Here is a 24,490-nt window from a genome sequence, read left to right on the forward strand (position 1 = left end):
AAGTTCTAGACTTTGTCAAAGTTGAAATTTTTATCATCAATATTACATTTTGCTATCCAAATACTTTCCTATTTCTTGGTGGTCGAAATTTACTAAGAATGTTTTCATCAGCAGGGTGATGTCTTTTTTCTCAGTAGCAGGATTATCAAATAGTTGGGTTAGCTTATCTATAAAACTTTCTATTTCAGTTATTTTTTTAAACGATTGTAGACTGATAACTCCTAATGAGGCGTATTTATCTAACGCTACTTGTTCTCCTTCGGTATAAAATTCCTCGTAGGGTTTTTCGCCTGTGGTATCACTTTTTGAGAAATAAACGGGATACCACTTGTCGGTTTCTTTTCGGCTTTCAGCCTTAGCAATAGCTTCAGCTTCACTCTTGCATTCCAGAGGGGTATAGCCTAAGTCTTTTAATAGCTGGGAGGCTATCTCTGAGAAAGTAAGTACTTGTTCTTTCTTCAGTTTAGGGAAGTATATTTGCCCTGTAGTGCCTAATATACAAGCCATTAAACAAATTTGTCCGCTTTCTTCGGGAGATACAAAGTAGCGAGTTACGTCAGAAGGGGCTGATAGAGGTTGGTTTTTAGCAATACGTTCTAAAAAACCAGCAGGCAACGAGCCGTTAGAGAAAGCTACATTGGCAAAACGCGCTGTAGTTACGGGAAACTTATGAGCATAAGCCATTATCATATCTTCCATTATCTTTTTGCTTCCCCCCATTATGTTTACAGGGTTTGCTGCCTTGTCGGTCGATACACACAAAAAATGTTTAGGCGGATAGTCACACAATAAATCTAAGAATTTTTTAGCGTTTACTACATTGTTTTTGAGTAAGGCTTCTACTGAATATTTATCTTTTTCTGAACGTACGTGCTTGTGAGCTGAAAAGTTAGCTACTATATCAAACCCACCACGCGCTTTGAACATTTTTACAAAAGTATCATCAGCATAGTTCATAGGGTACGTTACATAGTCGGTAGGCACAGTGAAGGCGGAAGTACTGCGCAACTCGCGAGTGAGTTCAGTAAGTCCGTTTTCACTAATATCTACTACTACCAAAGTTCTAGGTTTGAAAGGTAGTAAGGCTTTGATATACGAGCTTCCAATAGAACCTGCTCCTCCTATTACCAATACACTTTTGCCTTCAATAGCCTTAGTTAATGATGATTGATGAGTGTACAAATCTGCCTGAAACATACTCTCAGGGCGCTTGGTAACATATTTCGATATAAAATGTTCTATATTTAGCATTAAATAATTTCTTTGTGTTTATTTTTTAAAGTGAGTTTATTTATACTCCTATCTGTACATACTCCCACCCCTTGCTTGGTAACTCAAAGGCATTATACTGATTCCTGCCATCAAAGATTACTTTTTCTTTTAGCATTTTAGCTATCTCGTCGAAATCGGGCACGCGGAACTCTTTCCACTCGGTGAGCAACAACAAAGCGTCCGCACTTTTTAGGGCTTCGTATTTACTATCTACGTAGGTTACGGGTATATCTTTTAGGTAACATACCTTTGCCTCGTGTACCGCTTTGGGGTCATACGCTTGTACTTTGGCACCGCGTTTTATGAGCTCCTTGATGATGTAAATCGCAGGAGCTTCCCGCATATCATCGGTTTCAGGTTTGAATGAAAGTCCCCATACCGCAAAAGTTCTACCACTGAGGTCTTCCCCATATTTGTTAACTACTTTCTGTGCGATCACTATCTTCTGACGGTTGTTCACATTGTCTACTGATTCAATCAATTCTGCTTTGTAATCTACCTCTTCTGCTAATTTTTTAAGTGCCAATACGTCTTTCGGGAAACAAGAACCTCCATAGCCACATCCTGGGTAAATAAAGCTATAGCCTATCCTGCTATCAGAGCCTATCCCTATACGCACTTTGTTCACATCAGCACCTACACGCTCACAGATATTAGCAATCTCGTTCATAAACGAAATCTTAGTAGCAAGCATCGTATTGGCAGCGTATTTGGTCATCTCTGCCGAACGAATATCCATTGTAATCATACGGTCGTTTTGCATATAGAACGGACTGTAGAGCTCTTTCATCTTCTTGAAAGCGAACTCACTATCTGCCCCTATCACTACACGGTCAGGTTTCATAAAGTCTTCAATTGCTTTGCCTTCTTTTAAAAACTCAGGGTTGGACACTACGTGAAATTTGTAACTCACTCCGCGTTTATCCAAGGCAGCTTGCACGGTAGTGCGTACCTTATCGGCAGTGCCTACGGGCACGGTCGATTTGTCTACAACTATTAACTCTCCTTGCATTGTTTCGCCTATGGCTTGGGCTACCGAAAGCACATATTGCAAGTCTGCCGACCCATCATCACCCATAGGAGTACCTACAGCTATAAAAGCAATCTCAGCATCTTTGATTGCCTCCGCGAGGTCAGTAGTGAAAAATAGTGTTTTAGCTAAATTGCTCTGTACCATTTCTTCCAATCCTGGCTCATAAATAGGAATCACTCCTTGTTTGAGTTTCGCTATTTTCTCAGTGTTTACATCTACGCAGGTTACCTTGTTGCCCATCTCAGCGAAACAAGTCCCTGATACTAACCCGACATACCCAGTGCCTATGACTGCTATTCTCATTCTATTTTCTTATCTAAGGTTTCATATTCGGAGTTATTACTTTTAAACTCCTTTACTATTTGTTTTAATAAACGCACTACTTCTGTCTTATCCCCTTGCGTAGCTACCTCATACATTTGGGCAGTGAGTGCCTCTATCTCGGTAAACGACATTGAAGGGTCTTTGCTAATCATTATTTTCTTGTGGTGCGTAGGCATTGTTTTAGTACTGTCACTTAGTAGTTCTTCATAGAGTTTCTCACCAGGGCGCAAACCTGTGTACACGAGCTTGATATCTACATTAGGTTCAAAGCCTGATAGTTTAATCATACGAGTAGCGAGGTTGAGAATCTTCACGGGTTCACCCATATCAAAAACAAAAATCTCACCTCCTTTGCCCATAGTCCCTGCTTGGAGTACCAACTCGCACGCTTCGGTTATCGTCATAAAGTAACGTACTATATCAGGGTGGGTAATGGTTACAGGACCTCCTTTCTCTATCTGTTTCCTAAAATGGGGAATTACGGATCCATTAGAACCTAATACATTGCCAAAACGAGTGGTGATAAAAGTTGTTTTGTTACCTTCTTTGTTTTGTAAGGCTTGTACAAAGAGCTCTGCCACCCTCTTTGAAGCTCCCATTACATTGGTGGGGTTCACTGCTTTATCAGTGGATATCATAACAAAGTGAGGTACTTCATACTTGTTAGCCAAAAGTGCTACATTTTTAGTCCCTTGTATGTTTACTAACGCAGCCTCGTGCGGATTCTCTTCTATCATCGGTACGTGCTTATAGGCAGCCGCGTGATACACTACTGAAAACTTATGTGCTTTAAACACACTTTCTAAACGTTCATAATTAGTAATATCGGCTAAAACAAACTCAAAAGCGATGTCCGGGAAACTCTCTTTAAGTTCTAACTCTATGTCGTATAGAGGCGTTTCTGCTTGGTCGAGCACAACTACTAAGGCGGGAGTGAAGGTAGCAATCTGTCGTATCAACTCACTACCAATAGACCCAGCTCCTCCTGTCACCAATATACTTTTGTGATAGTGTTTTTCGCGTACTTCTTCGTTATCTAATACTATCTGTCTCCGTCCTAAGAGGTCTTCTATTTGTATTTTATGAAGGTTAAATCCTTCTTTTTCTGGACGTAATTTTTGTAGTGCAGGAGTTTTGAGTATTTGCAAACCTTTTTCTAAACACACATTCACCCAAAAAGTCATCTCTTCTTTTGAAAGATGGTTCTTGTTTATGAGCACCCCATCAGCCTCTAATTCTTCACAAGGAGTATCTATAAATTTATCTTTTGAGATAATAGGTCTACCCAATAGAGTAGCCTGTTTAGGATTCGTACGCCCTGTAAGAAAACCTACTACCGAATAAGGAATGGCAGCATTGCCTATAATCCCATTGGCAAAAGCAACTGCTTCATCATCTATCCCCAAGATAAGAATACGCCTCTTAGAAGTACGCCTATTAATTTCTTTTACTAAATAAAAAAACTCTTTTACCGATAACCTAAAAACGAATAGTATGATGAACGACACTGTAAAATATATCAGTAGAATAGGGTTCAACAACACTTTTTCACCTATAACGTGCAGACTTATTTTGTTGGCAATAAACATTGCTATTACCGTGCACCCACTTGAAAGCAGAATGCGAAACAAATCTCTAAAAGTAGAATACCGTATAATCCCTGAATAAGTACGGAAGATGAACATAAAAAAGATGTTCACCCCGATAACTAATAAATAGCGTTTGTAAAGAGGAATACTGTCGGGAATATATACCCCCAAGCGTTCTACTACAAAAAAGGAAAAGAATAAAGCTATAAATAGCAAAAGCACCTCCATACACACCACTATCCAACGTGGGGTGTAACGGGCAGTAGCTAAGCTTACCAAAGTATTATCGCTATATGTATGTGTTTGGGGCATTGTTTTAAATATAAATGGAAAAATTTGCACAAAGGTACAAAATTCTTTTTAATTTTATAGAGACACTTTATAATTTCTTAAAAACGCCTTTTATTCTCTCTCGGTCTGCATCAGTAAGATTAGAACCTGAAGGCAAACATAACCCATTGTCAAACAGTCGTTCGCAGGTCTTTTCACCGTAGTAAGGAGCTGTGGCAAACACAGGTTGCAAGTGCATAGGTTTCCATAAGGGGCGCGTTTCAATATTTTCTTCCAAAAAGGCTAATCGCAAGTCTTCTCTATCAAATCCTGTTTTAGTTTTATCAATGGTAATAGCCGAAAGCCAATAATTACAAAAGTAATCTTCATTGGGCTCTGTAAGTAATTTTATCCCTTCAATTCCTTTGAACAAATCGGCATAAAAAGCGTGCATCTTTCGGCGGGCTTCAATGCGCTGTGGCAATACCTCCATTTGTCCACGACCTATGCCTGCCGTAATATTGCTCATACGGTAGTTATACCCTATGTGCGAATGCTGGTAGTGAGGAGCGTTGTCGCGCGCTTGGGTGCTCAAAAAAACTGCTTTATCTTTCTCTTCTTGAGTGTGACATACCAAAGCCCCTCCTCCTGAGGTAGTGATAATCTTATTGCCGTTGAACGACAGTACCCCAAACCTACCAAAAGTACCACAAGGTTTTCCTTTGTAAGTGCTTCCTAAGGCTTCGGCGGCATCTTCCACCAATGGGATATCATACTTTTTACATAGAGAGAGCACCTCCTCTATTTTGAAAGGCATTCCGTAGAGCGATACAGCGATTACCGCTTTAGGCTTCTTGCCTTTCTTGATGCGGTCTTTAATAGCTTCTTCCAAGAAAATAGGCGATATATTCCACGTTTCTTCTTCCGAATCTACAAACACGGGCGTAGCACCTTGGTATACGATAGGGTTAGCAGAAGCTGAAAAAGTCATCGATTGACAGAGCACCTCATCACCTGCTTGCACCCCACACTCTATAAGAGCTAAGTGCAAGGCTGCCGTACCTGCCGAAAGCGCCGAGACTTTCACTCCATTGCCCAAAAAGTGTTGTAAATCTTCTTCAAAGCCATTTACGTTAGGGCCTAAGGGCGCTACCCAATTCTCCTCAAAGGCTTGATGAATATATTTAAGTTCGTTTCCTCCCATATGAGGGGAAGATAACCATATTTTTTCTTTCATAGTATGATGTTATTAATACGTTGGTATTGTAATTAGTCTGTCACATTTTGAAGACATAACATTAGGGCGATATGTGGTATATTTATCTATATCTTTATTGCCTTTTAACCATTCTATATAGATGGCAGGAATATTAATCCCAGCTTGATGAGAAAAAGGATACCCTCCACCAAACCTAGGATTTAATTCAAGAACATATAACTCATTGTTAAATTCAAATACATCGCAATCTAAATTACCTATATGCTTTAAATTTTTACTTATAGTACGCCCCAATTGCTCAAAACGGTTGTCAATTAAAGTAATTGCTTTATCTGTTTCTCCTGCACGCATAGCTAATTTTTTACGTACAAAAGTACCTACATAATTACCTTTAAAATCATTTAATATGTCAACTCCATACTCTTGTCCCTCTAATTTTTCTTGAATTAGAATAGCATTATTAATATCTTTTTTGCTAGCTTCAGCAAGAATTGTACGTTGTAGTTGTATTTTTTGTAATTGATAAGTAATTTCTAACTCATCTAATGTTTCAGGAAAATATATACCGATAGAGGCACTTCCCCAACGAGGTTTCAATACTAATGGAAAATGAAGCTCTCCTATAGCAACGGCTTCTTTAGCTTTGACTAAATCTGTATATGTTTTAGGTGTATTTATTTGATTTTGTTGTAAGAATCCTACTGTTTTTAATTTATCAAAACAAGTTTCTATAATCTCCTCTTCTGCAACAATTACTTTTGCCCCATATTGTTCTAATACCTGTTTGTGTGCAGATAAAATTGGCAGTTCCAAATCATTTAAAGAAATAATAGCTTTAATATCATTCTCTTTTACTATTTTTTCCAAAACAGAAATATAATTTTTATCAAATATATTAGGCACTACAAAAGCAATGTCGGCATCTGCCATCGCTGGAGCTGAAATTTGCATATCTGCTGCAAAAACTTTCCCTTGTCCGTTAAGAGCTTCTTTAAAATAGTTAATAAGATAGTTCCTGCGTCCTGCGCAGGTAAAAAGCATATTTATATTATTCATTTCTATTTTTTCTATAATCATCTAAATCTATATAACCTACAGCAATATCTTTTCGAAGCAGAACATTAATTATAGTCCTAAATAATATCTTAATGTCTAACAAAAAAGATAAATTCTCTACATATTGAGCGTCTAACTCCAATCTGTCATCCCAATTTAGTTTATTTCTACCATTTACTTGGGCAAGCCCCGTAATACCTGGTCTAACAGTATGCCGAAGTTGTTCACGTTTGCTATAATAAGGCAAATATTTTACTAATAATGGTCTCGGTCCTATAAGTGACATATCTCCTTTGAGTACATTCAGTAGTTGCGGAATCTCATCCAGCGATGTCTTCCGTACAAAAGTCCCTATTTTCGTGAGTCGCTCAGCATCAGGCAAAAGCTGTCCGTTAGCATCACAACGGTCGTTCATTGTTTTGAACTTGATAATCTTAAAAATGCGTTCTCCTTTCCCAGGTCGTAACTGATAGAAAAACGGCTTCCCGTTATTAGCAAACCACAACCCTACCATCACCACCACAAAGATAGGACTCAGCACAATAAAGGCAATCAGTGCTGTAAGAAAGTCTAATACCGGTTTTATAATATTTCTATACATCTATTTTCTCCCAAAAGTTACCCGTGTGGCTTCCACCTGCCTGTCGCACAACACTTATTAACCATTAACCACTAACCATTAACTATTAATCACTACCTTAAACAGCGTATGGCTATTGCCACTGCCTAAGTTGTCATAGATATCTACTACCTTTAGTCCAGCGCGTTCCACGCATTTTATCATATCACCCGAATAGTACATCTTGCTATTGCCGTTTGCCATTGCCGTAAAATACACACTGATTTGAGTAAGGCAATACGCACCCGTTTCGTGTTGTTGTCTGTCCCAGTAGGCTTCCAGAATATACAACTCGGTATGAGGGTCCATTGCAGTAGCTGCCCTACTGAGAATACTCGTTACTTCCTCCTCTGAGAAGCAATCCAAAAACTGACTCATCCATATCACGTCAAAACCTTTCGGGAAAGGCACAGAGGCGTCCAACAGATTAGCCGGATAGCCTCCAATACGCTCAGCTCCTTGTTTGCCTGCGATATTGTTTTTCATCAAACCCAGTTGCTGAGGCAAGTCCATAATGGTTACCTGCACATCGGGGTTAAAGCTCACGGTCTTTAACGCAAAGCGTCCTGTATTCCCTCCCACGTCTAAGAGCGTCTTTACAGGGCGTTTAAAAATGATATTTAAAGCATCTTCAAAAGAATAATCAGAATAGTAATGGTCAAAAGCAAACCACTTTTCTTGCGCCTTTGGAGGCAATTGTGAGAGCCCCTCATAAATCGTAGGCCAAGACCCAAACACTTTAAGTCCCGCAGGTTTCCCTTCTTTAAGCGCTTCTTCAAGGTGAAATAACCCTTCGTAGCACACCTCTTGAATGAATTCCATATTCACACGGGTGCTCTTGTCGCGAAGCAAAAACCAACCTGCTTTCGATATTGCAAAGCGGTCGCCCTCTTTCAAGAGTACCGTACCTATGGAAAGCGACGACTCCAAAAGTATTTTCACAGCATAGTCACTCAGCTGTGTTTTAGTAGCCACCTCCTGCATTGTCAATCCTTCAGGGGCATTGCACAAAGCCTCGAACACGCCGAGTTTTACCATTAGATGTGATATTTGGAACACCACAGGCGCAAAAGCAATCTCTTGAGCCAAGCGCTGAGCTTCCAAAGCCGTTTTTTGTTCAGCAGTGTATTGTTTTCTGATTGCTGGTGTTAAATTCATATGCTTAAATATCTCAATTCTGTAATTAAGGTGCAAATGTACAAATTAAATAGCAAATAGCAATAAAAAGATTTCTCAGCTATCTGCCACCCTTTCGTTTCTTAGCTCTTTCCTTAATCATTCCTTTTTCTTATTAACATTTATTTAACACGTGATATTCAGTGAATTAACGCCTTTTCTATACCAATCGTCCAAGATTCGTATAAGCTTCCTATAAGCTTTCTATAAGCTAAGACCACTCTTTTCATTTGTCCATTTGTTAATTCTTTCTTACCTTTGCCGTCGAATTTAATGTGTTTTATTTTGCCTACTTTTCCCAAAACCGAAAAACTCTGCAAGCGTGAAGCCATTCAGCAACTCTTTGCCCAAGCCGAGGCACTTACCTGCTATCCGCTTAGGTTGTTGTACGCCCCTGTTAGCAGTTTAGAAGCACCTTACCAACTGCTTATCAGTGTGCCCAAACGCACTTTCAAGCGCGCAGTACATCGCAATTTGCTAAAACGACGCCTGCGCGAAAGCTACCGACTCCAAAAACACCTATTGCCCCTAAAAACCGAAAAGTATGCCCTTGCCTTTCTCTATATAGGGAAAGAACTCACCGATTACGCCACCATTTACAAATCCGTAACCCAACTCATAGAAGATTTTTCTCATCAACTCACACAAGAATAACTCATCGTTTTTGCGCTCCACCTCCCCTTTTTGAAGAGGGGTTAGGCAGATGTTTAAATTACCCCCTATGAAAAAAATTATCATTTTTGCCTCAGGTTCAGGCTCCAATGCCGAACGTATCGTTACCTATTTTCATCAAAAAGGCACTGCTCAGGTAAGCCTTATACTCTGCAATAACCCTCAGGCAGGCGTGCTCACGCGTGCCAAACGCTTAGCCATTCCCTCTTTAGTCTTCAACCGACAAGCGTTCTATGAGTCGGATATCGTCCTCAATATCCTTAAATCCCAGCACCCCGACCTTATTGTGCTGGCAGGTTTCTTGTGGAAAGTACCTGCTTATCTCACTGAGGCTTATCCTCATAAAATCATCAACATACACCCTTCGCTTTTGCCCAAATACGGTGGCAAAGGAATGTATGGCTCACACGTGCACGAAGCCGTCATTGCCAATGCTGAAAAAGAAAGTGGCATCACCATTCACTATGTAAACGAACATTACGACGAAGGTAATATCATCTTCCAAGCCAAAACAACCGTACTCCCCACCGATACTCCCGACACCTTAGCCGAAAAGATTCACTTATTGGAATATGAACATTTTCCCAAAATCATTGAAAAGTTATTATAGCTCAATAAGTAAATATGCTCTACACGAATAAAGTGAATCAAGAGTAGAAAAAAAATAACATATTGTTTATTGTATATTACAATATTAGAATCGCTTTTACGTTACATTGTAGGGGTAGTTTGAAAAAACTCTTTGAAAACAAACCTTTTCAGTCGCCCCTGCTTTTAAATACTCCGAGAAAATCCTATTAATTCCATAATTTGCTAATTTTCACACTTTTACCTTTTACCTTTTACCTTTTACCTTAACTTTTTTGGTCAATTCAAAAAATTGTCGTACTTTTGCGCCCTAAAAATAAAAGTGTCGTTTGATGACACTATCAAGGAATGTTTAATTTTTAATAAAAATCACAAAGAGTGGACACATTAAGCTACAAAACCATCTCTGCCAACAAAGCCACTGCAAACAAAAAGTGGGTCTTGGTAGATGCTGATGGACAGACTTTGGGTCGCCTTGCCTCTAAAGTAGCCAAACTACTTCGCGGTAAGTACAAACCCGAATTTACCCCTCACGTTGATTGTGGCGATAACGTAATTGTTATCAACGCCGAGAAAATCAACCTTACAGGGAACAAATGGGAAGATAAAAGCTATCTTCGCCACACTGGTTACCCAGGAGGACAACGCTTCACAGGAGTAAAACAACTCCTCGACAAACACCCAGAACGTATCATCGAAAAAGCTGTAAAAGGTATGTTGCCAAAAACAAGATTGGGTGCAGCAGTTTTACGTAATTTAAAAGTGTATGCAGGTACCGAGCACAAACAAGAAGCTCAACAACCTGTTACCATTAACTTAAACGATTTGAAATAATGGAAGTAATTCACACCATTGGTAGACGAAAAACCGCCGTAGCGCGTATCTACCTTAAAGCAGGTAACGGTACTATCACCGTAAACAAACGCGAACTCAACAATTATTTCACTACCCCTACACTACAATACAAAGTAAAACAAGCCCTCAGCCTTGTAGGTGCTGAAGATGCTTACGATGTAAAAGTAAACGTGTATGGTGGTGGTATCACCGGTCAAGCCGAAGCCGTTCGTTTGGCTATCGCTCGCGCACTTTGCGAACTCGACGCTGAAAACCGCGCCGTATTGAAACCCGAAGGGCTTTTAACACGCGACCCTCGTATGGTTGAGCGCAAGAAATTCGGTCAGAAAAAAGCTCGTAAGAGATTCCAATTCTCTAAACGTTAATATCAATTTGCTCCTTAGTTTAGCATCCAAATGGCTCAGGCGGTTATTTAAAATTTACAAAACCTCTCCAAGCTATTGCTAATAGTAGGAACGTAAACTATTTAAAAAGAAATGGCAAATAACATAGAAATTAAAGATTTATTAGATGCAGGCGTACATTTCGGTCACCTTACCCGCAAATGGAATCCTAATATGGCTCCCTACATCTATATGGAACGCAACGGTATCCACGTAATCAACTTGTACAAAACCGCTGCTAAAATTGAAGAGGCTGCTGAAGCCCTCAAAAAAATCGTAGCCTCTGGCAAAAAAGTGCTTTTTGTGGCTACTAAAAAACAAGCAAAAGACGTTGTTGCCGAAAAAGCAACTTCAGTAAAAATGCCTTACATCACCGAGCGTTGGCCTGGTGGTATGCTTACTAACTTTGTAACTATCCGTAAGGCCGTAAAGAAAATGTCGTCTATCGATAAAATGAAAAAAGACGGTACTTTCGATACCCTTTCAAAACGTGAAAAACTACACGTAGAACGTATGCGCGAAAAACTCGAAAAGAACTTAGGGTCTATCGCCGATATGTCTCGCCTCCCTGGTGCTTTATTTGTAGTCGATACACTCCGTGAACACATCGCTGTAAGAGAAGCGCAAAAATTAAACATTCCTATTTTCGCAATGGTAGATACAAACTCCGACCCTCGTGAGGTGGATTTTGCTATCCCTGCCAACGACGACGCTTCTAAAGCTATCGAAAAAGTTCTTTCTTACATCACCGAAGCTGTAAACGAAGGTCTTTCAGGTAGAACAGCCGAAGCTAACAAAGAAGCTGAAGCAGCTGAATAAATCAAATAAGCTTTGACAAAGTTTGGGACTTTGTCAAAGCCTTAAAATTATTTTTTAACTCACTTTCACCGGCTTCTCCCTCCCCTCGGGGGAGGGCTGGGGAGAGGATAAACATTAATAAAAATGGCAAATATTACCGCCGCAGACGTAAATAAACTCCGCCAAGCTACCGGCGCAGGTATGATGGACTGTAAAGCTGCCCTCATCGAAGCCGAAGGCGATTTCGATAAAGCAATAGAAGTATTGCGCAAAAAAGGTCAGAAAGTAGCTGCTAAACGCGCTGACCGCGATTCTAAAGAAGGGGCTGCTATCGCTCAAGTAAATGCAAACCACACAGTAGGTGCTATCATCTCTCTCAACTGTGAGACCGACTTCGTAGCCAAAAACGCCGATTTCGTAGCCCTCGCTAAAGATTTAGCTGATCTCGCCCTTACTGTAAATAGCAAAGACGAACTTCTTGCCTTGAACTATAAAGGTATTACCGTAGCCGAAAAACTCCTCGAACAAACAGGTGTGATCGGTGAGAAAATAGAACTCGGTGCTTTCGAAAAAGTAGAAGCGCCTTTCGTAGGTTCTTACATCCACCACGGCAACAAAATCGCTGCTATCGTAGGCTTATCAGCTGCTATCGCCGATGCTGCCGAAGTAGGTAAAAACTTAGCGATGCAAATCGCTGCTATGGGTGCTGAAACCCTTTCTTACAAAGATTTCTCTCCTGAGTACATCGCTAAAGAAACTGAAGCACGCATCGCTATCATCGAAAAAGAAAATGAAGAGTTACACCGCTTGGGCAAACCGCTCAAACACGTACCTCAATACGTTTCACAAGCACAACTCACTCCTGAAGTATTAGCTAAAGCTGAAGCCGATGCTAAAGCTGAATTGAAAGCTGAAGGTAAACCAGAACAAATTTGGGATAAAATCCTTCCTGGTAAGATACAACGCTTCATCTCCGATAACACTACCCTCGACCAAGAGAAAGCGCTCCTCGACCAAGTGTACATCTACGACGAAAGCAAAAAAGTATCCGATTTTGTAAAATCTAAAAATGTAGAGATTACAGCTTTCAAACGTGTAGCCTTGTAATTTATATATTTAAATGATATATGTTAAAAACTCCTCTTACTATCAAGTAGGGGGAGTTTTTCTTTAACACTAATCACTAGAAGGAGCAGATACTAATAGTTCTATTCATCTTCTCATATTTGATGAAATGGGGTTAAAAGTATATGAAAACGAGCATTATGGCAAAAATGGCGATTATTTTAGAGGTTATGCCAATGCCAAAGGTTTTATAGGCAATAACAAAGCCCTTCACGGCACTTATTTCTATATTGTTCGTTACAGCAAGCGCGGAAAAGAAGAACAACAAAAAGGCTTTTTATATGTGAGGTAAAACTTCATTTTCTTTTGAAAATAAATCTTTTTAATAAAAATTTCTTTCGTTTTCTTTGTATGTTTCAATAATATTAACTACTTTTGTCGCTCATTAATATATTTGCGTAACTAAATAATTCATTAACACATAATTCATAACTAATTAAATATATTATGGACGTAAAAAAAATAATGACCTCCTTAGAGGCAAAACACCCAGGAGAAAAAGAGTACTTGCAAGCAGTACACGAAGTGCTTGAATCAGTACAAGAGGTGTACAACCAGCACCCCGAATTTGCCAAAGCTAAAATTATAGAACGCATCGTAGAGCCCGACCGCATTCACACCTTCCGCGTGGATTGGGTTGACGATAAAGGCGAAGTGCAAAGCAACCTCGGTTACCGCGTGCAGTTCAACGCTGCCATAGGCCCTTATAAAGGTGGTATCCGCTTCCACAAAGCTGTAAACCCTTCAATGCTTAAATTCCTTGGCTTCGAACAAACTTTCAAAAACGCACTCACTACCCTGCCTATGGGAGGTGCTAAAGGGGGTTCTGACTTCGACCCTACCGGTAAATCCGATGCTGAAATTATGCGTTTCTGCCAAGCCTTTATGCTCGAACTTTGGAAATATATAGGTCCTGATACCGACGTGCCTGCTGGCGACGTGGGTGTAGGCGGACGCGAAATAGGCTATATGTACGGTATGTACAAAAAATTAGCTCACGAGTACAATACTGGGGTACTCACCGGTAAAGGTATCAACTGGGGAGGTTCGCTCATTCGTCCTGAAGCTACAGGTTATGGCGCACTCTACTTTGTAGACCATATGCTTAAAAAACTCGGCAGAGACATCAAAGGACAACGCGTAGTAGTATCAGGATTTGGTAACGTAGCGTGGGGTGCCTCACAAAAAGCAACCCAGTTGGGTGCCAAAGTTATCGGACTTTCAGGCCCTGATGGTTGTGTAGAAGTACCTAATGGTATGACTCACGAAATGATTAACTACTTATTGGAGCTTCGTGCTTCTAACCGCAATATTGTAGCTCCTTTTGCCGAAAAATTTGCTAAAGAAAGTAAGTTTACCGCAGGTAAAAAAGCGTGGACTATCCCTTGCGATATTGCCTTGCCTTGTGCATTCCAAAACGAATTAGACGGCAATGATGCTCAAATGCTTATCAAAAATGGTGTAAAACTCGTAGCCGAAGTATCGAATATGGGTTGTACTCCTGAGGCTATCAAAGTGTTCCAAGATGCTAAACTGCCTTTTGCCCCAGGTAAAGCAGTGAATGCAGGAGGGGTGGCTACTTCAGGTCTTGAAATGACCCAAAATGCAGCGCACCTCGCGTGGAGAGCTGAAGAAGTTGATGCTAAGTTACACCAAATTATGGAGTCTATCCACAACGCTTGCCTCAAATATGGTCAGGAAGATGGTTATATTAACTACGTAAAAGGAGCTAACATCGCAGGCTTTATGAAAGTAGCTCACGCAATGCTCGACCAAGGCGTGGTTTAATTTTATGAACAATTGATAATGAACAATCAACAAAAAAGCTGCTTCTTAAAATGAGGCAGCTTTTTTTAATCCTTTTACTTCTTATGAATAATCTTTATATATAAATACCGATTTCTTTCGATTTTCTTCTCACTTTTCACCCTCTAACCACTCACTTTTAACTATTCACTATCAACAACTTATATACCCTTTCTATACCAATCGTCCAAGATTCGTATAAGCTTCCTATAAGCTCTCTATAAGCTAACCCCACCCATCTTACACCCTTTTTTCACCAAAACTTCTCTCAGCTCTCTTCCGTTCTTTTCCGTTTCCTTCCGAAATCCCTAACCAGTCCAATTTGTTCGACAAGCCAGACCTGTCAAAAAACTATTTTTATCACTACTCATTTGCTAATTTCCAAATTCTCTAATTGACATTCACTCATTTCTTAACCCAAGTTCATTTTTTCATCGCTTTTTCACCGTTACTTTGCACTGTAAAACAAAAACAACTTAAAAATGAACTTAAAAATGTTTAGTATCACACTTCTTATGACGTTGACTGCCTTAAAGTCCAACGGTCAAAATCCTGACCTCCTCACATTGGTCACTGCGGCTACACAAGCCCCTTCAGGTCACAATTCTCAACCTTGGTTCTTCACTGTTGAGAACAACCGCATCATCATTACGCCCGATTTTACCAAAGCGCTCCCTGCCGTAGACGGCAAACACCGCGAATTGTTTATGAGCTTGGGCTGTGCTCTGGAAAACCTCTGCCTAAAAGCCACCGAATTGCACTATCACACTCAGGTGCAACTCACCAGCGAAGGCGTCATCACCGTGCTTTTGCAAAAACGAGAAGATGTAACACCCAGTTCCTTAGCAGCTGTCATTCCTAAACGCCAAACCAACCGCTCGGTATACGACGGCAAGCGCATCGACGCTCCTTTGCTCGAAAGTTTAGTAAGCAAAGCTATGGACGATACAGGGGCGAAGCTCTACACTTTCGCCAATGGTTCTCCGCTTTTTGCAACACTCACCGAAGCAGTAATGCAAGGCAATGCCGTGCAAATGGCTGATCCCGCTTTCAAAAACGAACTCCTCTCGTGGATACGCTTCAACAAAAAGCATTCTGAAAGCACTCACGACGGACTCAGTTACGCAGTGCTCGGCGCTCCTAATCTCCCTCGTTGGGTAACCGAGCCCATTGTAAAGGCATCATTAAAAGCCGATAAGCAAAACAAAACCGACTTGAAAAAGATACAATCTTCCTCCGATATAGTGCTTATCACTTCTGAGAAAGACGATATCCGCACCTGGATAAATACAGGTCGTTTATTAGAACGTTTTTTGCTCGTCCTCACCGAAGCAGGCATTGCCAATGCTTACCTCAATCAGCCGTGTGAAGTGCCCGAACTCCGTGCGCAACTACAAGCCGATTTACCCATTGCAAAAGCCTATCCACAAATCCTCTTGCGCATCGGCTATGCGAAGCCCGTAGCTTATTCCAAGAGAAAAGATATCAAAGAAGTAATTAAAAATCGCAAATAAAGTTTCTTTTGCAGTATCAACTTTGCCAAAGTTTCTACTCGCCCGTCGCGCTACAACCTTTGGCAAAGTTTAAATAATTTGAGCGATTTTGTTATACGACAATTACGAAAGCTAGCAAGAAACAGAGAATAACATTGATAATAGGGTTTTCTTCACTTCCTTAGATTTTAGATTAATATTCTAAATATTTCTAGTAGTTAGCATAAGTTGACAATGAAGATTTTTTCCTTCTTTTTGTTATTTATACTTTTATTTTTTACTATCTTTGTGCCCTAATAATAATAGGAAGAATATGGAAGTTAATATAAAACAAGCATTAAAAATATTTTTCTCTAAATCTTCATTTGAAATGATTTATTTTGAAGCATTGGCAAATGCCTTAGACGCTGATGCTACAGAATTTAACATTGATATATCATTAGGTGATTATAAACAATTATCTAATTTGGTAGTTACACTTTCTGATAACGGAGTAGGATTTGATGATGTTAGGTTTAGAAAGTTCTCAAAATTATTAGATGTTGAAGAACAGAGTCATAAAGGTTTAGGGCGACTCGTATACTTGTGTTATTTTGATAAAGTGTACGTTCAAAGTGTTTTCACTCATTCAAAACAACGAATTTTTGAATTTAATGAAACATTCAATAAAGAATGTGAAGTAAAAAATATTCAAAAGAGCGCAAACGGTACTATCTTCAAAATGACAGCTTTTACAGGTAGTAAATTAGGTAAAAATGACTACATAAAACCATCCTATATAAAGAAAACTTTGTTGGAAAATTTCTATGCAAAATTTTATAAGGCTAAACTTAATAGGAAAAGAATAGTTGTTAATATCAAAACCACTATAGGAGGTGTTGCAAGTGAGGAGATTATCAATACAGATGAATTGCCAAATTTTGAAGTGAAAACTATAGAAGATCAAATGAATCTTTTTGATAAAATAGAACTATACTACAACATTAAAGAAGTAACTAAAAAAGAAGAAAGTAATGTAATTACAGCCTTAGCAGTAGATGATCGCAGTTATAAAATAGACATTATAGCTGAAGAAAATTTACCTTTTAATTATGAAATGATATTTCTGCTTATGTCTGAATCTTTTCAAGGGAAAGTAGATGAAGCTCGATTGAATTTATCGATTTCAGACCAGGAATTAACTACCATTAAAATGATATTTCGCAATGCAATTGCTGAAGTTATAAAAAAACAGTTTCCTCAAATAGAGAAAAGTAATCAGAAAAAAGAACAATATCTAAACGATACTTATCCTCATTTGGCAGGCTACTTTGAAAAAAATGATATTGGTTATGCTTCTCAATCCGATGTGTTAAAAAGGGCTCAAGATAAATTCTTTAGAGATCAAAAAGAGATATTATCAGCTAAAGAATTAGATGGAGAACAATTTGAAAAATCTATAGATTTATCTGCTCGTGCTTTAGCTGAATATATTCTTTTTAGACAAAATGTCATTAAGAAGATGAAAATGCTTAATTCAGAAAATAAAGAAGCTGACATCCACAATCTCATTGCTCAAAAATCATCTGAATTTGAGCAAAGTAACTTTATTACTGATTTATTTAAAAATAATGTGTGGGTTCTTGATGATAAGTTTATGAGTTACTACAAGGTACTAAGTGAAGCTAAAATGTCTAAGGTAATAGAGGAAATTACGCAGGGTGAAGTGAAAAATAATGATGATGGTAGACCTGATATAACCTTATTTTTTTCAGATGATCCAGAAGATGAAAAAAGAAAAATTGATGTAGTAGTGGTTGAATTAAAACGATTAGGAATTGGTGCTGAACAGAACTCAATTGTACAATACCAATTGGATACAAGAACACGACGTTTAGCAAAATATTTTCAAAATCGCATTCAAAGAATGTGGTTCTATGGGATTGTAGACTTTGATGATGAATATAGAACCCATCTTATAAATAGTGGTTTCAGCCCTCTTTTTTCAAAAGGAGAAATATACTTTTGTTCTAAACTTATTTATTTAGATCCAAATAGAGAGCAAAGTGTAATACAAAATGCTTATATACTTGATTTTAAAGCAATGGTTGAGGATGCAGATTCAAGAAATTTAACTTTCTTAAAAATTTTACGAGAGCGCTTTGAGGCTAAACAAATAAAATAGAATATCTTAAATGCAACAACAAGAATCCCAAATATACGGCATTCGTGCCCTGATAGAAGCTCTCAAAGCAGGCAAAACCATCGATAAAGTCTTTTTGCAAAAAGGCTTACAAGGTGGTTTGTTTAGAGAGCTAATGCCTCTACTACAAGAAGCCCAAGTGCCCGTGCAGTATGTGCCCGTTGAGAAGCTGAACCGCCTTACCAAGAAAAACCACCAAGGAGTAGTGGCGAACCTCTCTCCCGTAGATTATCACAACTTCGAGGATTTGGTAATCTCAGTTACCGAAAGCGGAGCGACACCACTTTTCCTCGTGTTAGACCACCTTTCTGATGTGCGCAACTTTGGTGCGATTATCCGCACAGCAGAGTGTACAGGCGTTTCGGGGATTATCATTCCTAAGCGTGGCAGTGTGAGTATCACCGCCGATACTGTCAAAACCTCGGCAGGAGCTGTGTTTCGCGTACCTATCTGCAAGGTCGAAAACCTCGTAGATGCCGTGTATTACCTGCAAGGCAGTGGCATTAGGGTAGTGGCAGCGACCGAAAAGACTAGCCAATTGCTATACGCCGAAGACTTTACGGTACCTACCGCTATTGTTATGGGGGCGGAAGACGTCGGGGTATCACCAGCAGTACTCAAAGTAGTAGATAGCAAAGCCAAATTGCCAATGGTAGGCGATATTAGCTCGCTAAACGTTTCGGTAGCTTGTGCTGTTTTCTTGTACGAAGCTCTCAAACAACGACTCTAATTCTCCAACCCCTATCTCCTAAAACCGATGAACCGCCAACAAACCCGAGGTGTCCTTTTTTTGCTATTGCTCATCATAGCACTACAATTCGCCTTTCGTAATCTCAGCTTTAACCGCACTTTCGCCCCTACTGAAACTACTCTACTTCAACGGGAGATGGACTCGTTAAGAACTCTTGTTTCCTTGCCTAAAAAAGATACCATTTACCCCTTCAATCCCAATTTTATTACAGACTACAAAGGCTTCAAACTCGGACTCTCTCCAGAGCAAATCGACCGCTTGCAAGCTTTTCGCGCACAGAATAAGTATGTCAATTCTGCCGAAGAGTTCCAACAAGTAACCGGTGTGCCTGACAGTCTTCTGCACAAAATAGCCCCTTCTTTCAAATTCCCCGAATGGGTGAAAAACCGCAGAACTTCTTCTTATGTCTATGAAAAATACACCCAAAAACACTACCCAAAACAAGACATCAATACCGCAACTGCCGAAGAACTGATGAAAATCTACGGTATAGGCGAAGGCTTTTCCAATCGCATCTTGAAATACCGCAACAAGTTGCACGGCTTTACCTATATCAGCCAAGTGGCAGAAGTCTACGGACTCGAAAAGGAAGTGTACGAACGAGTAGCCGAGCGCTTTGAAGTACAAACAACACCCGTGATAGAGAAGAAGGACATCAATACTCTCAATATGTACGAACTCAGCAAAATTCCTTATGTGAAATACGGAGAAGGCAAGAAGATTGTAGGCTTGCGTTCCGAGCTCGGTACGCTCAAATCCTTTGACGACCTTTTGCAAATAGAGGGTTTTGATAAACAACGCATCGCCCGATTGCAGTTGTATCTCTATATCGAACAGTAGCCTTCAAGAAGATTAAAAAGAATATCGTTCTCCTTTAACACTTTTTTTTCAATAAGTAAACTCCCTCTTTTTACCAACTGAAATTCAACTAACTAACGCCCTTCCTTCGTCTTTCCTTCGTCTTAGGTTCGTCTTAGCTTCGCTTTACCTTCGGTTGAGGTTCGCTTCTTCTTCAGAAAACGTAAAACACTTATTTATTTGTTTTACAGCTGATTAATATGTTTTATAGGATAAAATACCTAAAAGTATTTTCCTTGTTTAATACTGAAAAAAATGCAGCCATATAACAAACTTTAACATTTTTTCTTCAATCTTATTGCCACTATACACCATTTTTATTCAATAACACTTTCCTAACAATTAACATTCTTCTTTTCACCCCCTCATTAAAAAAATCGTAATTCGTAATTCGTAATTCGTAATTATTTTGTACCTTTGCCCCTTAGTATTAGAATAAGCATATAACGAATGAATTTTAACTATTCTGAAACACAACGAATGGTAGCCGATGCGGCTAAAGAGTTTGCCGAAAAATATATCCGTCCGCACGTGATGGAATGGGACGAAAGTCAGGAATTTCCTGTGGAGGTATTCCGCAAAGCAGGCGAACTTGGCTTTATGGGCGTTTTAGTACCCGAAGCCTACGGTGGCTCAGGTCTCGACTACCACGATTATATCGCGATTGTGGAAGAAATCTCAAAAGTCGACCCTTCTATAGGGCTCTCAATAGCAGCTCACAACTCTCTTTGTACCAATCATATCCTTAGCTTTGGAAGCGAACAGCAAAAACAACGCTGGTTGCCCAAATTGGCTTCAGGTGAATGGATAGGTGCTTGGGGCATTACCGAACACAATACCGGTTCTGATTCCGGAGGTATGGCTACTACTGCTGTTAAAGATGGCGACGAGTGGATACTGAACGGTACTAAAAACTTTATTACTCACGGTAAAACAGGACAGATAGCCGTAGTCATTGCTCGTACCGGCGAAAAAGGTAACAAACACGCCATTACAGCCTTTGTAGTAGAACGTGGTACGAAGGGTTTTAGCAGTGGTAAAAAAGAAAACAAACTCGGTATGCGCGCCAGCGAAACCGCCGAAATGATATTTCAAGATTGTCGTATTCCCGATGCCAATCGTTTGGGTGAAGTAGGCGACGGCTTTATTCAAGCAATGAAGATATTGGACGGCGGACGTATTTCTATCGGTGCTCTTTCTTTGGGTATTGCCAAAGGCGCTTACGAAGCCTCCCTCAAATACGCCAAAGAACGTATGCAGTTTGGTAAACGCCTCATCGATTTACAAGCCGTTGGTTTCAAACTCGCCGATATGGCTACCGAAATAGAAGCTTCCGAACTGCTCTTGCACAAATCGGCTTTCCAAAAGAACAACGGTCAGCGCGTAACCCTATCGGGGGCAATGGCAAAGATGTACGCCTCCGAAGTATGTGTGCGCGTAGCTACCGAAGCCATTCAAATTCACGGCGGTTATGGTTATACGAAAGATTTTCCGGTCGAAAAATTCTTCCGTGACTCCAAATTATGTACCATAGGCGAGGGAACAACCGAAATACAGAAATTAGTCATCAGTCGACAAATAGATAAGAACTCATAATTAAAAACGAACGAATATGTTATCCAATTCCAGCAAGTATGCCATCAATGCAGTAATATACCTTGTCATACACTCGTCGGCAAGTCATAGAATAGCGCCCAAAGACGTGGCAGAAGCGCTACATATTCCTACGCCCTTTTTGGCAAAAATATTGCAAACTTTAGCCCGCAAAAAGGTAATTAGCTCCAACAAAGGTCCTGGGGGAGGCTTTTGGCTCTCCGATGAGGAAAAACAAGCTCCTTTAATGACTGTTGTAGAGCAAATAGGTGAAGCCGATAAGTTTATTGCCTGTGCGATGGGCTTCAAAGAGTGTTCATCAGAGAAACCCTGTCCGTTACACGCTTCCGTACAGCCTTTCAGAGATAATTTTATGCGAGAACTTACCGAGAACTCCATAGCCTCCTTTGCTCAAAAAATTGCTGATAAGACTGCTTTCTTATCACCTACGGAGTAATTAGATGCTAGTTGCACGAGCAATTATCTATTTACAAATTTATTATAGTATATAAACTTAAAAAATAATTATATATGGAGAACGGGAAATTCTTTACTATTCTCAGTTGGGTCGCTACTGCTACTGCCATTGGTATGTATGTATCCTACATACCACAGATTCACGATAATCTCAACGGTAAACCAGGCAATCCTATTCAGCCCTTGGTAGCTGCTATTAACTGTGCCTTGTGGGTCACTTACGGACTGCTCAAGAAGCCCAAACGCGATATACCCGTAGCTCTTGCCAATGCCCCAGGTATCATTTTCGGTCTCATTGCCTTTGCAACTGCTTTGTAATTAGGTTATCACACACTTTACCAAAGTTTCTTGCTCGTGTGGCTCGAAACTTTGGCAAAGTTGAAAAATACTTATTACATTTTACGTCAAATCCTAACACTTAAAAAATAATAACAAATGAGAACAGGAACTTTAACCATTGAACCTCCTAAAGGAATATCCTTAGAAGAAGCTAAATTAGCACTTAAAAGTTTAAAATTTAAGATACTAAAAGTAACAGATGATACTGAAATGACAGAGCAAGAGTTCTTTAGTATGGTTGATAAGGCTCGTGCTGAGAAAAAGACAAAAGTTAGTAAAGAACAAATGCGTAAAATGCTTTTAGAATAATGGAAGAAGATGCAGTTTTATATGAGCTTTCTTACTCTGATACTTATTTTAAGCATATTAAGAAACACAAAAAAGCAAAGCAGGTAAAAATTCTTAAAAGAATTGCTGAACTTTTAGAAGAGATAGCACAAGATCCTACTCGTGGAGTAGGAAATCCTGAAGCTCTTAGGCATTATGGAGAAAGTGATGTTTGGTCTCGTAGAATAGATGCAAAACATAGACTAATGTACGAGATTTTTGAAGAGAAAAAGCGCATAGAAATTTTGTCAGCTTATGGACATTATAAAGATAAAGATTAACCTCCTACTCCCTTGTTAATTGTCAATTGTCAATTGTTAATTGAAAAGATATGTTACAACTAAACACTATTAGAGAAGAAAAAGACCGCGTGCTCACCGGTCTTAAAAAGCGCAACTTTAAAGAGTTGTCTCTCATAGACGATATTATCGCCTTAGACGAAAAACGCCGTAGCACTCAGCTTTCATTAGATGAAACACTGGCGAAATCCAATAACCTTTCTAAGGAAATAGGCAACCTCTTCAAAGCAGGTGAAACCGATAAAGCTAATACCCTTAAAGAGCAAACTGCTACCCTTAAAGAAGATATCAAAACCCTTACCGATACCCTCAACACTACCGTAGAGGAGCTTAACGATTTGCTCTACCGCGTGCCTAATATCCCTAATGAGTTGGTGCCCGAAGGTACTTCCGAAGCCGACAATGTAGTGGTATTCGAGGCAGGCACTATTCCTGATTTAGGTAAAGACGCTCTTCCTCACTGGGAACTCGCCAAGAAGTACGACCTCATCGATTTCGAGTTAGGTGTAAAGCTCACTGGTGCAGGCTTTCCTGTGTACAAAGGTAAAGGAGCAAAACTGCAACGCGCTCTCATTACCTACTTCCTCGACAAAAACACCGAAGCAGGCTATAACGAATACCAAGTGCCTCACGTAGTAAACGAAGCCTCAGGCTATGGCACCGGTCAGTTACCCGATAAAGAAGGACAGATGTACCACGTAGGGGTAGATAACCTCTACCTAATCCCTACCGCTGAGGTGCCTGTGACCAATATTTTCCGTGACACCCTCTTAAACGAAAGCGATTTACCTATCTGCTGTACCGCCTATACACCTTGCTTCCGTCGTGAAGCTGGTAGCTATGGTGCTCACGTACGCGGACTCAACCGCTTGCATCAGTTCGACAAGGTAGAGATTGTACGCATTGAACACCCCGACCGCTCTTATAAAGCACTCGAAGGAATGATAGAACACGTAAAAGGCATTCTCAATGAGTTGAAACTCCCTTACCATATCTTGCGCCTTTGTGGTGGCGATTTAGGCTTTACCTCAGCAATTACTTACGATTTCGAGGTATATTCCACCGCTCAAGAAAAGTGGTTAGAGATAAGCTCAGTGTCTAACTTCGAAACCTTCCAAGCAAACCGTCTTAAATTGCGTTTCAAGGACGCCGACGGTAAAAACCGCTTAGCACATACTCTCAACGGTAGTTCACTTGCCCTCCCGCGCGTATTAGCCGGTATTTTAGAAAACTACCAAACCCCCAACGGTATCGTAGTACCCGAAGTTCTCAGAAAATACACAGGCTTCGATATTATTAATTAGTACGAACTACATATTATACAACTTTGCCAAAGTTTCAAATTTTGGCAAAGTTTTTTATTACCTGTCGTGTTATGGCTCGTGC

General features: G+C 39.8%; 24 protein-coding genes and 1 pseudogene. 18 read left to right on the forward strand and 7 right to left on the reverse strand.

The features are described 5' to 3' along the window. Window positions 1-42 precede the first annotated feature (42 nt). The 7 genes from ACSQ7D_RS08165 to ACSQ7D_RS08195 all read right to left on the reverse strand — a co-directional run bounded on the left by ACSQ7D_RS08165 (window position 43) and on the right by ACSQ7D_RS08195 (window position 8,540). Complete coding sequence (locus ACSQ7D_RS08165) at window positions 43-1,251, reverse strand: UDP-N-acetylglucosamine 4,6-dehydratase (protein WP_437135900.1); 1,209 nt, start codon at window positions 1,249-1,251, stop codon at window positions 43-45. Between the two features lie 40 nt (window positions 1,252-1,291). After that, window positions 1,292-2,608 (reverse strand): UDP-glucose dehydrogenase family protein, encoded by a 1,317-nt coding sequence (locus ACSQ7D_RS08170; protein ID WP_437135901.1) that lies wholly within the window; start codon window positions 2,606-2,608, stop codon window positions 1,292-1,294. Then, complete coding sequence (locus ACSQ7D_RS08175; protein ID WP_437135902.1) at window positions 2,605-4,530, reverse strand: nucleoside-diphosphate sugar epimerase/dehydratase; 1,926 nt, start codon at window positions 4,528-4,530, stop codon at window positions 2,605-2,607. The genes ACSQ7D_RS08170 and ACSQ7D_RS08175 overlap by 4 nt, the downstream gene beginning before the upstream one ends. 67 nt (window positions 4,531-4,597) lie before the next feature. Then, window positions 4,598-5,725 carry a DegT/DnrJ/EryC1/StrS family aminotransferase gene (locus ACSQ7D_RS08180; protein ID WP_437135903.1) on the reverse strand — a complete coding sequence of 376 codons (1,128 nt, stop codon included), beginning with the start codon at window positions 5,723-5,725 and terminating at the stop codon, window positions 4,598-4,600. Between the two features lie 12 nt (window positions 5,726-5,737). Further along, window positions 5,738-6,784, reverse strand: a complete 1,047-nt coding sequence (locus ACSQ7D_RS08185) for an ATP-grasp domain-containing protein (protein WP_225879516.1) — start codon at window positions 6,782-6,784, stop codon at window positions 5,738-5,740. After that, entirely contained in the window at window positions 6,756-7,364 is a 609-nt protein-coding gene (locus ACSQ7D_RS08190; RefSeq protein ID WP_437135904.1) for a sugar transferase, read from the reverse strand. Before ACSQ7D_RS08190 ends, ACSQ7D_RS08185 begins: the two co-directional genes overlap by 29 nt. 78 nt (window positions 7,365-7,442) lie before the next feature. Next, window positions 7,443-8,540 (reverse strand): methyltransferase, encoded by a 1,098-nt coding sequence (locus ACSQ7D_RS08195; protein ID WP_437135905.1) that lies wholly within the window; start codon window positions 8,538-8,540, stop codon window positions 7,443-7,445. Between the two features lie 291 nt (window positions 8,541-8,831). On the opposite strand from ACSQ7D_RS08195, the gene ACSQ7D_RS08200 reads away from it, so the two are divergent. The 18 genes and pseudogenes from ACSQ7D_RS08200 (at window position 8,832) to serS (ending at window position 24,408) form a co-directional block, all read left to right on the forward strand. Next, a complete protein-coding gene (locus ACSQ7D_RS08200; RefSeq protein WP_437135906.1) occupies window positions 8,832-9,212 on the forward strand; it encodes a ribonuclease P protein component in 381 nt (126 codons plus the stop codon). Window positions 9,213-9,279: 67 nt separating this feature from the next. Further along, the gene (gene purN / locus ACSQ7D_RS08205) at window positions 9,280-9,840 is read left to right on the forward strand and encodes a phosphoribosylglycinamide formyltransferase (RefSeq protein WP_437135907.1); all 561 of its coding nucleotides are present in this window, start codon (window positions 9,280-9,282) and stop codon (window positions 9,838-9,840) included. Between the two features lie 356 nt (window positions 9,841-10,196). Further along, window positions 10,197-10,652 carry a 50S ribosomal protein L13 gene (gene rplM, locus ACSQ7D_RS08210; protein WP_111972137.1) on the forward strand — a complete coding sequence of 152 codons (456 nt, stop codon included), beginning with the start codon at window positions 10,197-10,199 and terminating at the stop codon, window positions 10,650-10,652. After that, on the forward strand, window positions 10,652-11,038 hold the full coding sequence (gene rpsI / locus ACSQ7D_RS08215; protein WP_002674299.1) for a 30S ribosomal protein S9: 387 nt from the start codon (window positions 10,652-10,654) through the stop codon (window positions 11,036-11,038). The genes rplM and rpsI overlap by 1 nt, the downstream gene beginning before the upstream one ends. Before the next feature lie 111 nt (window positions 11,039-11,149). Then, on the forward strand, window positions 11,150-11,875 hold the full coding sequence (rpsB, locus tag ACSQ7D_RS08220) for a 30S ribosomal protein S2 (RefSeq protein WP_009417221.1): 726 nt from the start codon (window positions 11,150-11,152) through the stop codon (window positions 11,873-11,875). A gap of 123 nt (window positions 11,876-11,998) precedes the next feature. Then, on the forward strand, window positions 11,999-12,961 hold the full coding sequence (tsf, locus tag ACSQ7D_RS08225) for a translation elongation factor Ts (protein WP_009413948.1): 963 nt from the start codon (window positions 11,999-12,001) through the stop codon (window positions 12,959-12,961). A 73-nt stretch (window positions 12,962-13,034) separates the two neighbouring features. Continuing rightward, window positions 13,035-13,271 (forward strand): annotated as a pseudogene (locus ACSQ7D_RS08230) (gliding motility-associated C-terminal domain-containing protein); the annotation flags it as partial. A 155-nt stretch (window positions 13,272-13,426) separates the two neighbouring features. Next, a complete protein-coding gene (gdhA, locus tag ACSQ7D_RS08235) occupies window positions 13,427-14,767 on the forward strand; it encodes an NADP-specific glutamate dehydrogenase (protein WP_015781988.1) in 1,341 nt (446 codons plus the stop codon). Between the two features lie 500 nt (window positions 14,768-15,267). Then, the gene (locus ACSQ7D_RS08240; RefSeq protein WP_437135908.1) at window positions 15,268-16,299 is read left to right on the forward strand and encodes an Acg family FMN-binding oxidoreductase; all 1,032 of its coding nucleotides are present in this window, start codon (window positions 15,268-15,270) and stop codon (window positions 16,297-16,299) included. 292 nt (window positions 16,300-16,591) lie between these two features. Further along, window positions 16,592-18,442, forward strand: a complete 1,851-nt coding sequence (locus ACSQ7D_RS08245) for a hypothetical protein (RefSeq protein WP_437135909.1) — start codon at window positions 16,592-16,594, stop codon at window positions 18,440-18,442. 10 nt (window positions 18,443-18,452) lie between these two features. After that, on the forward strand, window positions 18,453-19,190 hold the full coding sequence (rlmB, locus tag ACSQ7D_RS08250) for a 23S rRNA (guanosine(2251)-2'-O)-methyltransferase RlmB (RefSeq protein WP_437135910.1): 738 nt from the start codon (window positions 18,453-18,455) through the stop codon (window positions 19,188-19,190). Window positions 19,191-19,217: 27 nt separating this feature from the next. After that, window positions 19,218-20,051, forward strand: a complete 834-nt coding sequence (locus tag ACSQ7D_RS08255; RefSeq protein WP_437135911.1) for a helix-hairpin-helix domain-containing protein — start codon at window positions 19,218-19,220, stop codon at window positions 20,049-20,051. A 468-nt stretch (window positions 20,052-20,519) separates the two neighbouring features. After that, entirely contained in the window at window positions 20,520-21,665 is a 1,146-nt protein-coding gene (locus tag ACSQ7D_RS08260) for an acyl-CoA dehydrogenase family protein (protein WP_015781992.1), read from the forward strand. Between the two features lie 16 nt (window positions 21,666-21,681). Further along, the gene (locus ACSQ7D_RS08265; RefSeq protein WP_437135912.1) at window positions 21,682-22,119 is read left to right on the forward strand and encodes an RrF2 family transcriptional regulator; all 438 of its coding nucleotides are present in this window, start codon (window positions 21,682-21,684) and stop codon (window positions 22,117-22,119) included. A 74-nt stretch (window positions 22,120-22,193) separates the two neighbouring features. After that, on the forward strand, window positions 22,194-22,457 hold the full coding sequence (locus ACSQ7D_RS08270; RefSeq protein ID WP_002674323.1) for a SemiSWEET family transporter: 264 nt from the start codon (window positions 22,194-22,196) through the stop codon (window positions 22,455-22,457). 117 nt (window positions 22,458-22,574) lie between these two features. Next, complete coding sequence (locus ACSQ7D_RS08275; protein WP_009422414.1) at window positions 22,575-22,787, forward strand: hypothetical protein; 213 nt, start codon at window positions 22,575-22,577, stop codon at window positions 22,785-22,787. Next, entirely contained in the window at window positions 22,787-23,086 is a 300-nt protein-coding gene (locus ACSQ7D_RS08280; protein WP_009422408.1) for a Txe/YoeB family addiction module toxin, read from the forward strand. Before ACSQ7D_RS08275 ends, ACSQ7D_RS08280 begins: the two co-directional genes overlap by 1 nt. A gap of 50 nt (window positions 23,087-23,136) precedes the next feature. Next, window positions 23,137-24,408 carry a serine--tRNA ligase gene (serS, locus tag ACSQ7D_RS08285; protein WP_002674327.1) on the forward strand — a complete coding sequence of 424 codons (1,272 nt, stop codon included), beginning with the start codon at window positions 23,137-23,139 and terminating at the stop codon, window positions 24,406-24,408. Window positions 24,409-24,490 lie beyond the last annotated feature (82 nt).

This window comes from Capnocytophaga sp. G1920, from assembly GCF_051417515.1.

Coding starts and splice junctions, on each gene's coding strand:
- ACSQ7D_RS08165 (WP_437135900.1), bottom strand. CDS start 1,251: ATGCTAAATATAGAACATTTTATATCGAAATATGTTACCAAGCGCCCT.
- ACSQ7D_RS08170 (WP_437135901.1), bottom strand. CDS start 2,608: ATGAGAATAGCAGTCATAGGCACTGGGTATGTCGGGTTAGTATCAGGG.
- ACSQ7D_RS08175 (WP_437135902.1), bottom strand. CDS start 4,530: ATGCCCCAAACACATACATATAGCGATAATACTTTGGTAAGCTTAGCT.
- ACSQ7D_RS08180 (WP_437135903.1), bottom strand. CDS start 5,725: ATGAAAGAAAAAATATGGTTATCTTCCCCTCATATGGGAGGAAACGAA.
- ACSQ7D_RS08185 (WP_225879516.1), bottom strand. CDS start 6,784: ATGATTATAGAAAAAATAGAAATGAATAATATAAATATGCTTTTTACC.
- ACSQ7D_RS08190 (WP_437135904.1), bottom strand. CDS start 7,364: ATGTATAGAAATATTATAAAACCGGTATTAGACTTTCTTACAGCACTG.
- ACSQ7D_RS08195 (WP_437135905.1), bottom strand. CDS start 8,540: ATGAATTTAACACCAGCAATCAGAAAACAATACACTGCTGAACAAAAA.
- ACSQ7D_RS08200 (WP_437135906.1), top strand. CDS start 8,832: ATGTGTTTTATTTTGCCTACTTTTCCCAAAACCGAAAAACTCTGCAAG.
- purN (WP_437135907.1), top strand. CDS start 9,280: ATGAAAAAAATTATCATTTTTGCCTCAGGTTCAGGCTCCAATGCCGAA.
- rpsI (WP_002674299.1), top strand. CDS start 10,652: ATGGAAGTAATTCACACCATTGGTAGACGAAAAACCGCCGTAGCGCGT.
- rpsB (WP_009417221.1), top strand. CDS start 11,150: ATGGCAAATAACATAGAAATTAAAGATTTATTAGATGCAGGCGTACAT.
- tsf (WP_009413948.1), top strand. CDS start 11,999: ATGGCAAATATTACCGCCGCAGACGTAAATAAACTCCGCCAAGCTACC.
- gdhA (WP_015781988.1), top strand. CDS start 13,427: ATGGACGTAAAAAAAATAATGACCTCCTTAGAGGCAAAACACCCAGGA.
- ACSQ7D_RS08240 (WP_437135908.1), top strand. CDS start 15,268: ATGAACTTAAAAATGTTTAGTATCACACTTCTTATGACGTTGACTGCC.
- ACSQ7D_RS08245 (WP_437135909.1), top strand. CDS start 16,592: ATGGAAGTTAATATAAAACAAGCATTAAAAATATTTTTCTCTAAATCT.
- rlmB (WP_437135910.1), top strand. CDS start 18,453: ATGCAACAACAAGAATCCCAAATATACGGCATTCGTGCCCTGATAGAA.
- ACSQ7D_RS08255 (WP_437135911.1), top strand. CDS start 19,218: ATGAACCGCCAACAAACCCGAGGTGTCCTTTTTTTGCTATTGCTCATC.
- ACSQ7D_RS08260 (WP_015781992.1), top strand. CDS start 20,520: ATGAATTTTAACTATTCTGAAACACAACGAATGGTAGCCGATGCGGCT.
- ACSQ7D_RS08265 (WP_437135912.1), top strand. CDS start 21,682: ATGTTATCCAATTCCAGCAAGTATGCCATCAATGCAGTAATATACCTT.
- ACSQ7D_RS08270 (WP_002674323.1), top strand. CDS start 22,194: ATGGAGAACGGGAAATTCTTTACTATTCTCAGTTGGGTCGCTACTGCT.
- ACSQ7D_RS08275 (WP_009422414.1), top strand. CDS start 22,575: ATGAGAACAGGAACTTTAACCATTGAACCTCCTAAAGGAATATCCTTA.
- ACSQ7D_RS08280 (WP_009422408.1), top strand. CDS start 22,787: ATGGAAGAAGATGCAGTTTTATATGAGCTTTCTTACTCTGATACTTAT.
- serS (WP_002674327.1), top strand. CDS start 23,137: ATGTTACAACTAAACACTATTAGAGAAGAAAAAGACCGCGTGCTCACC.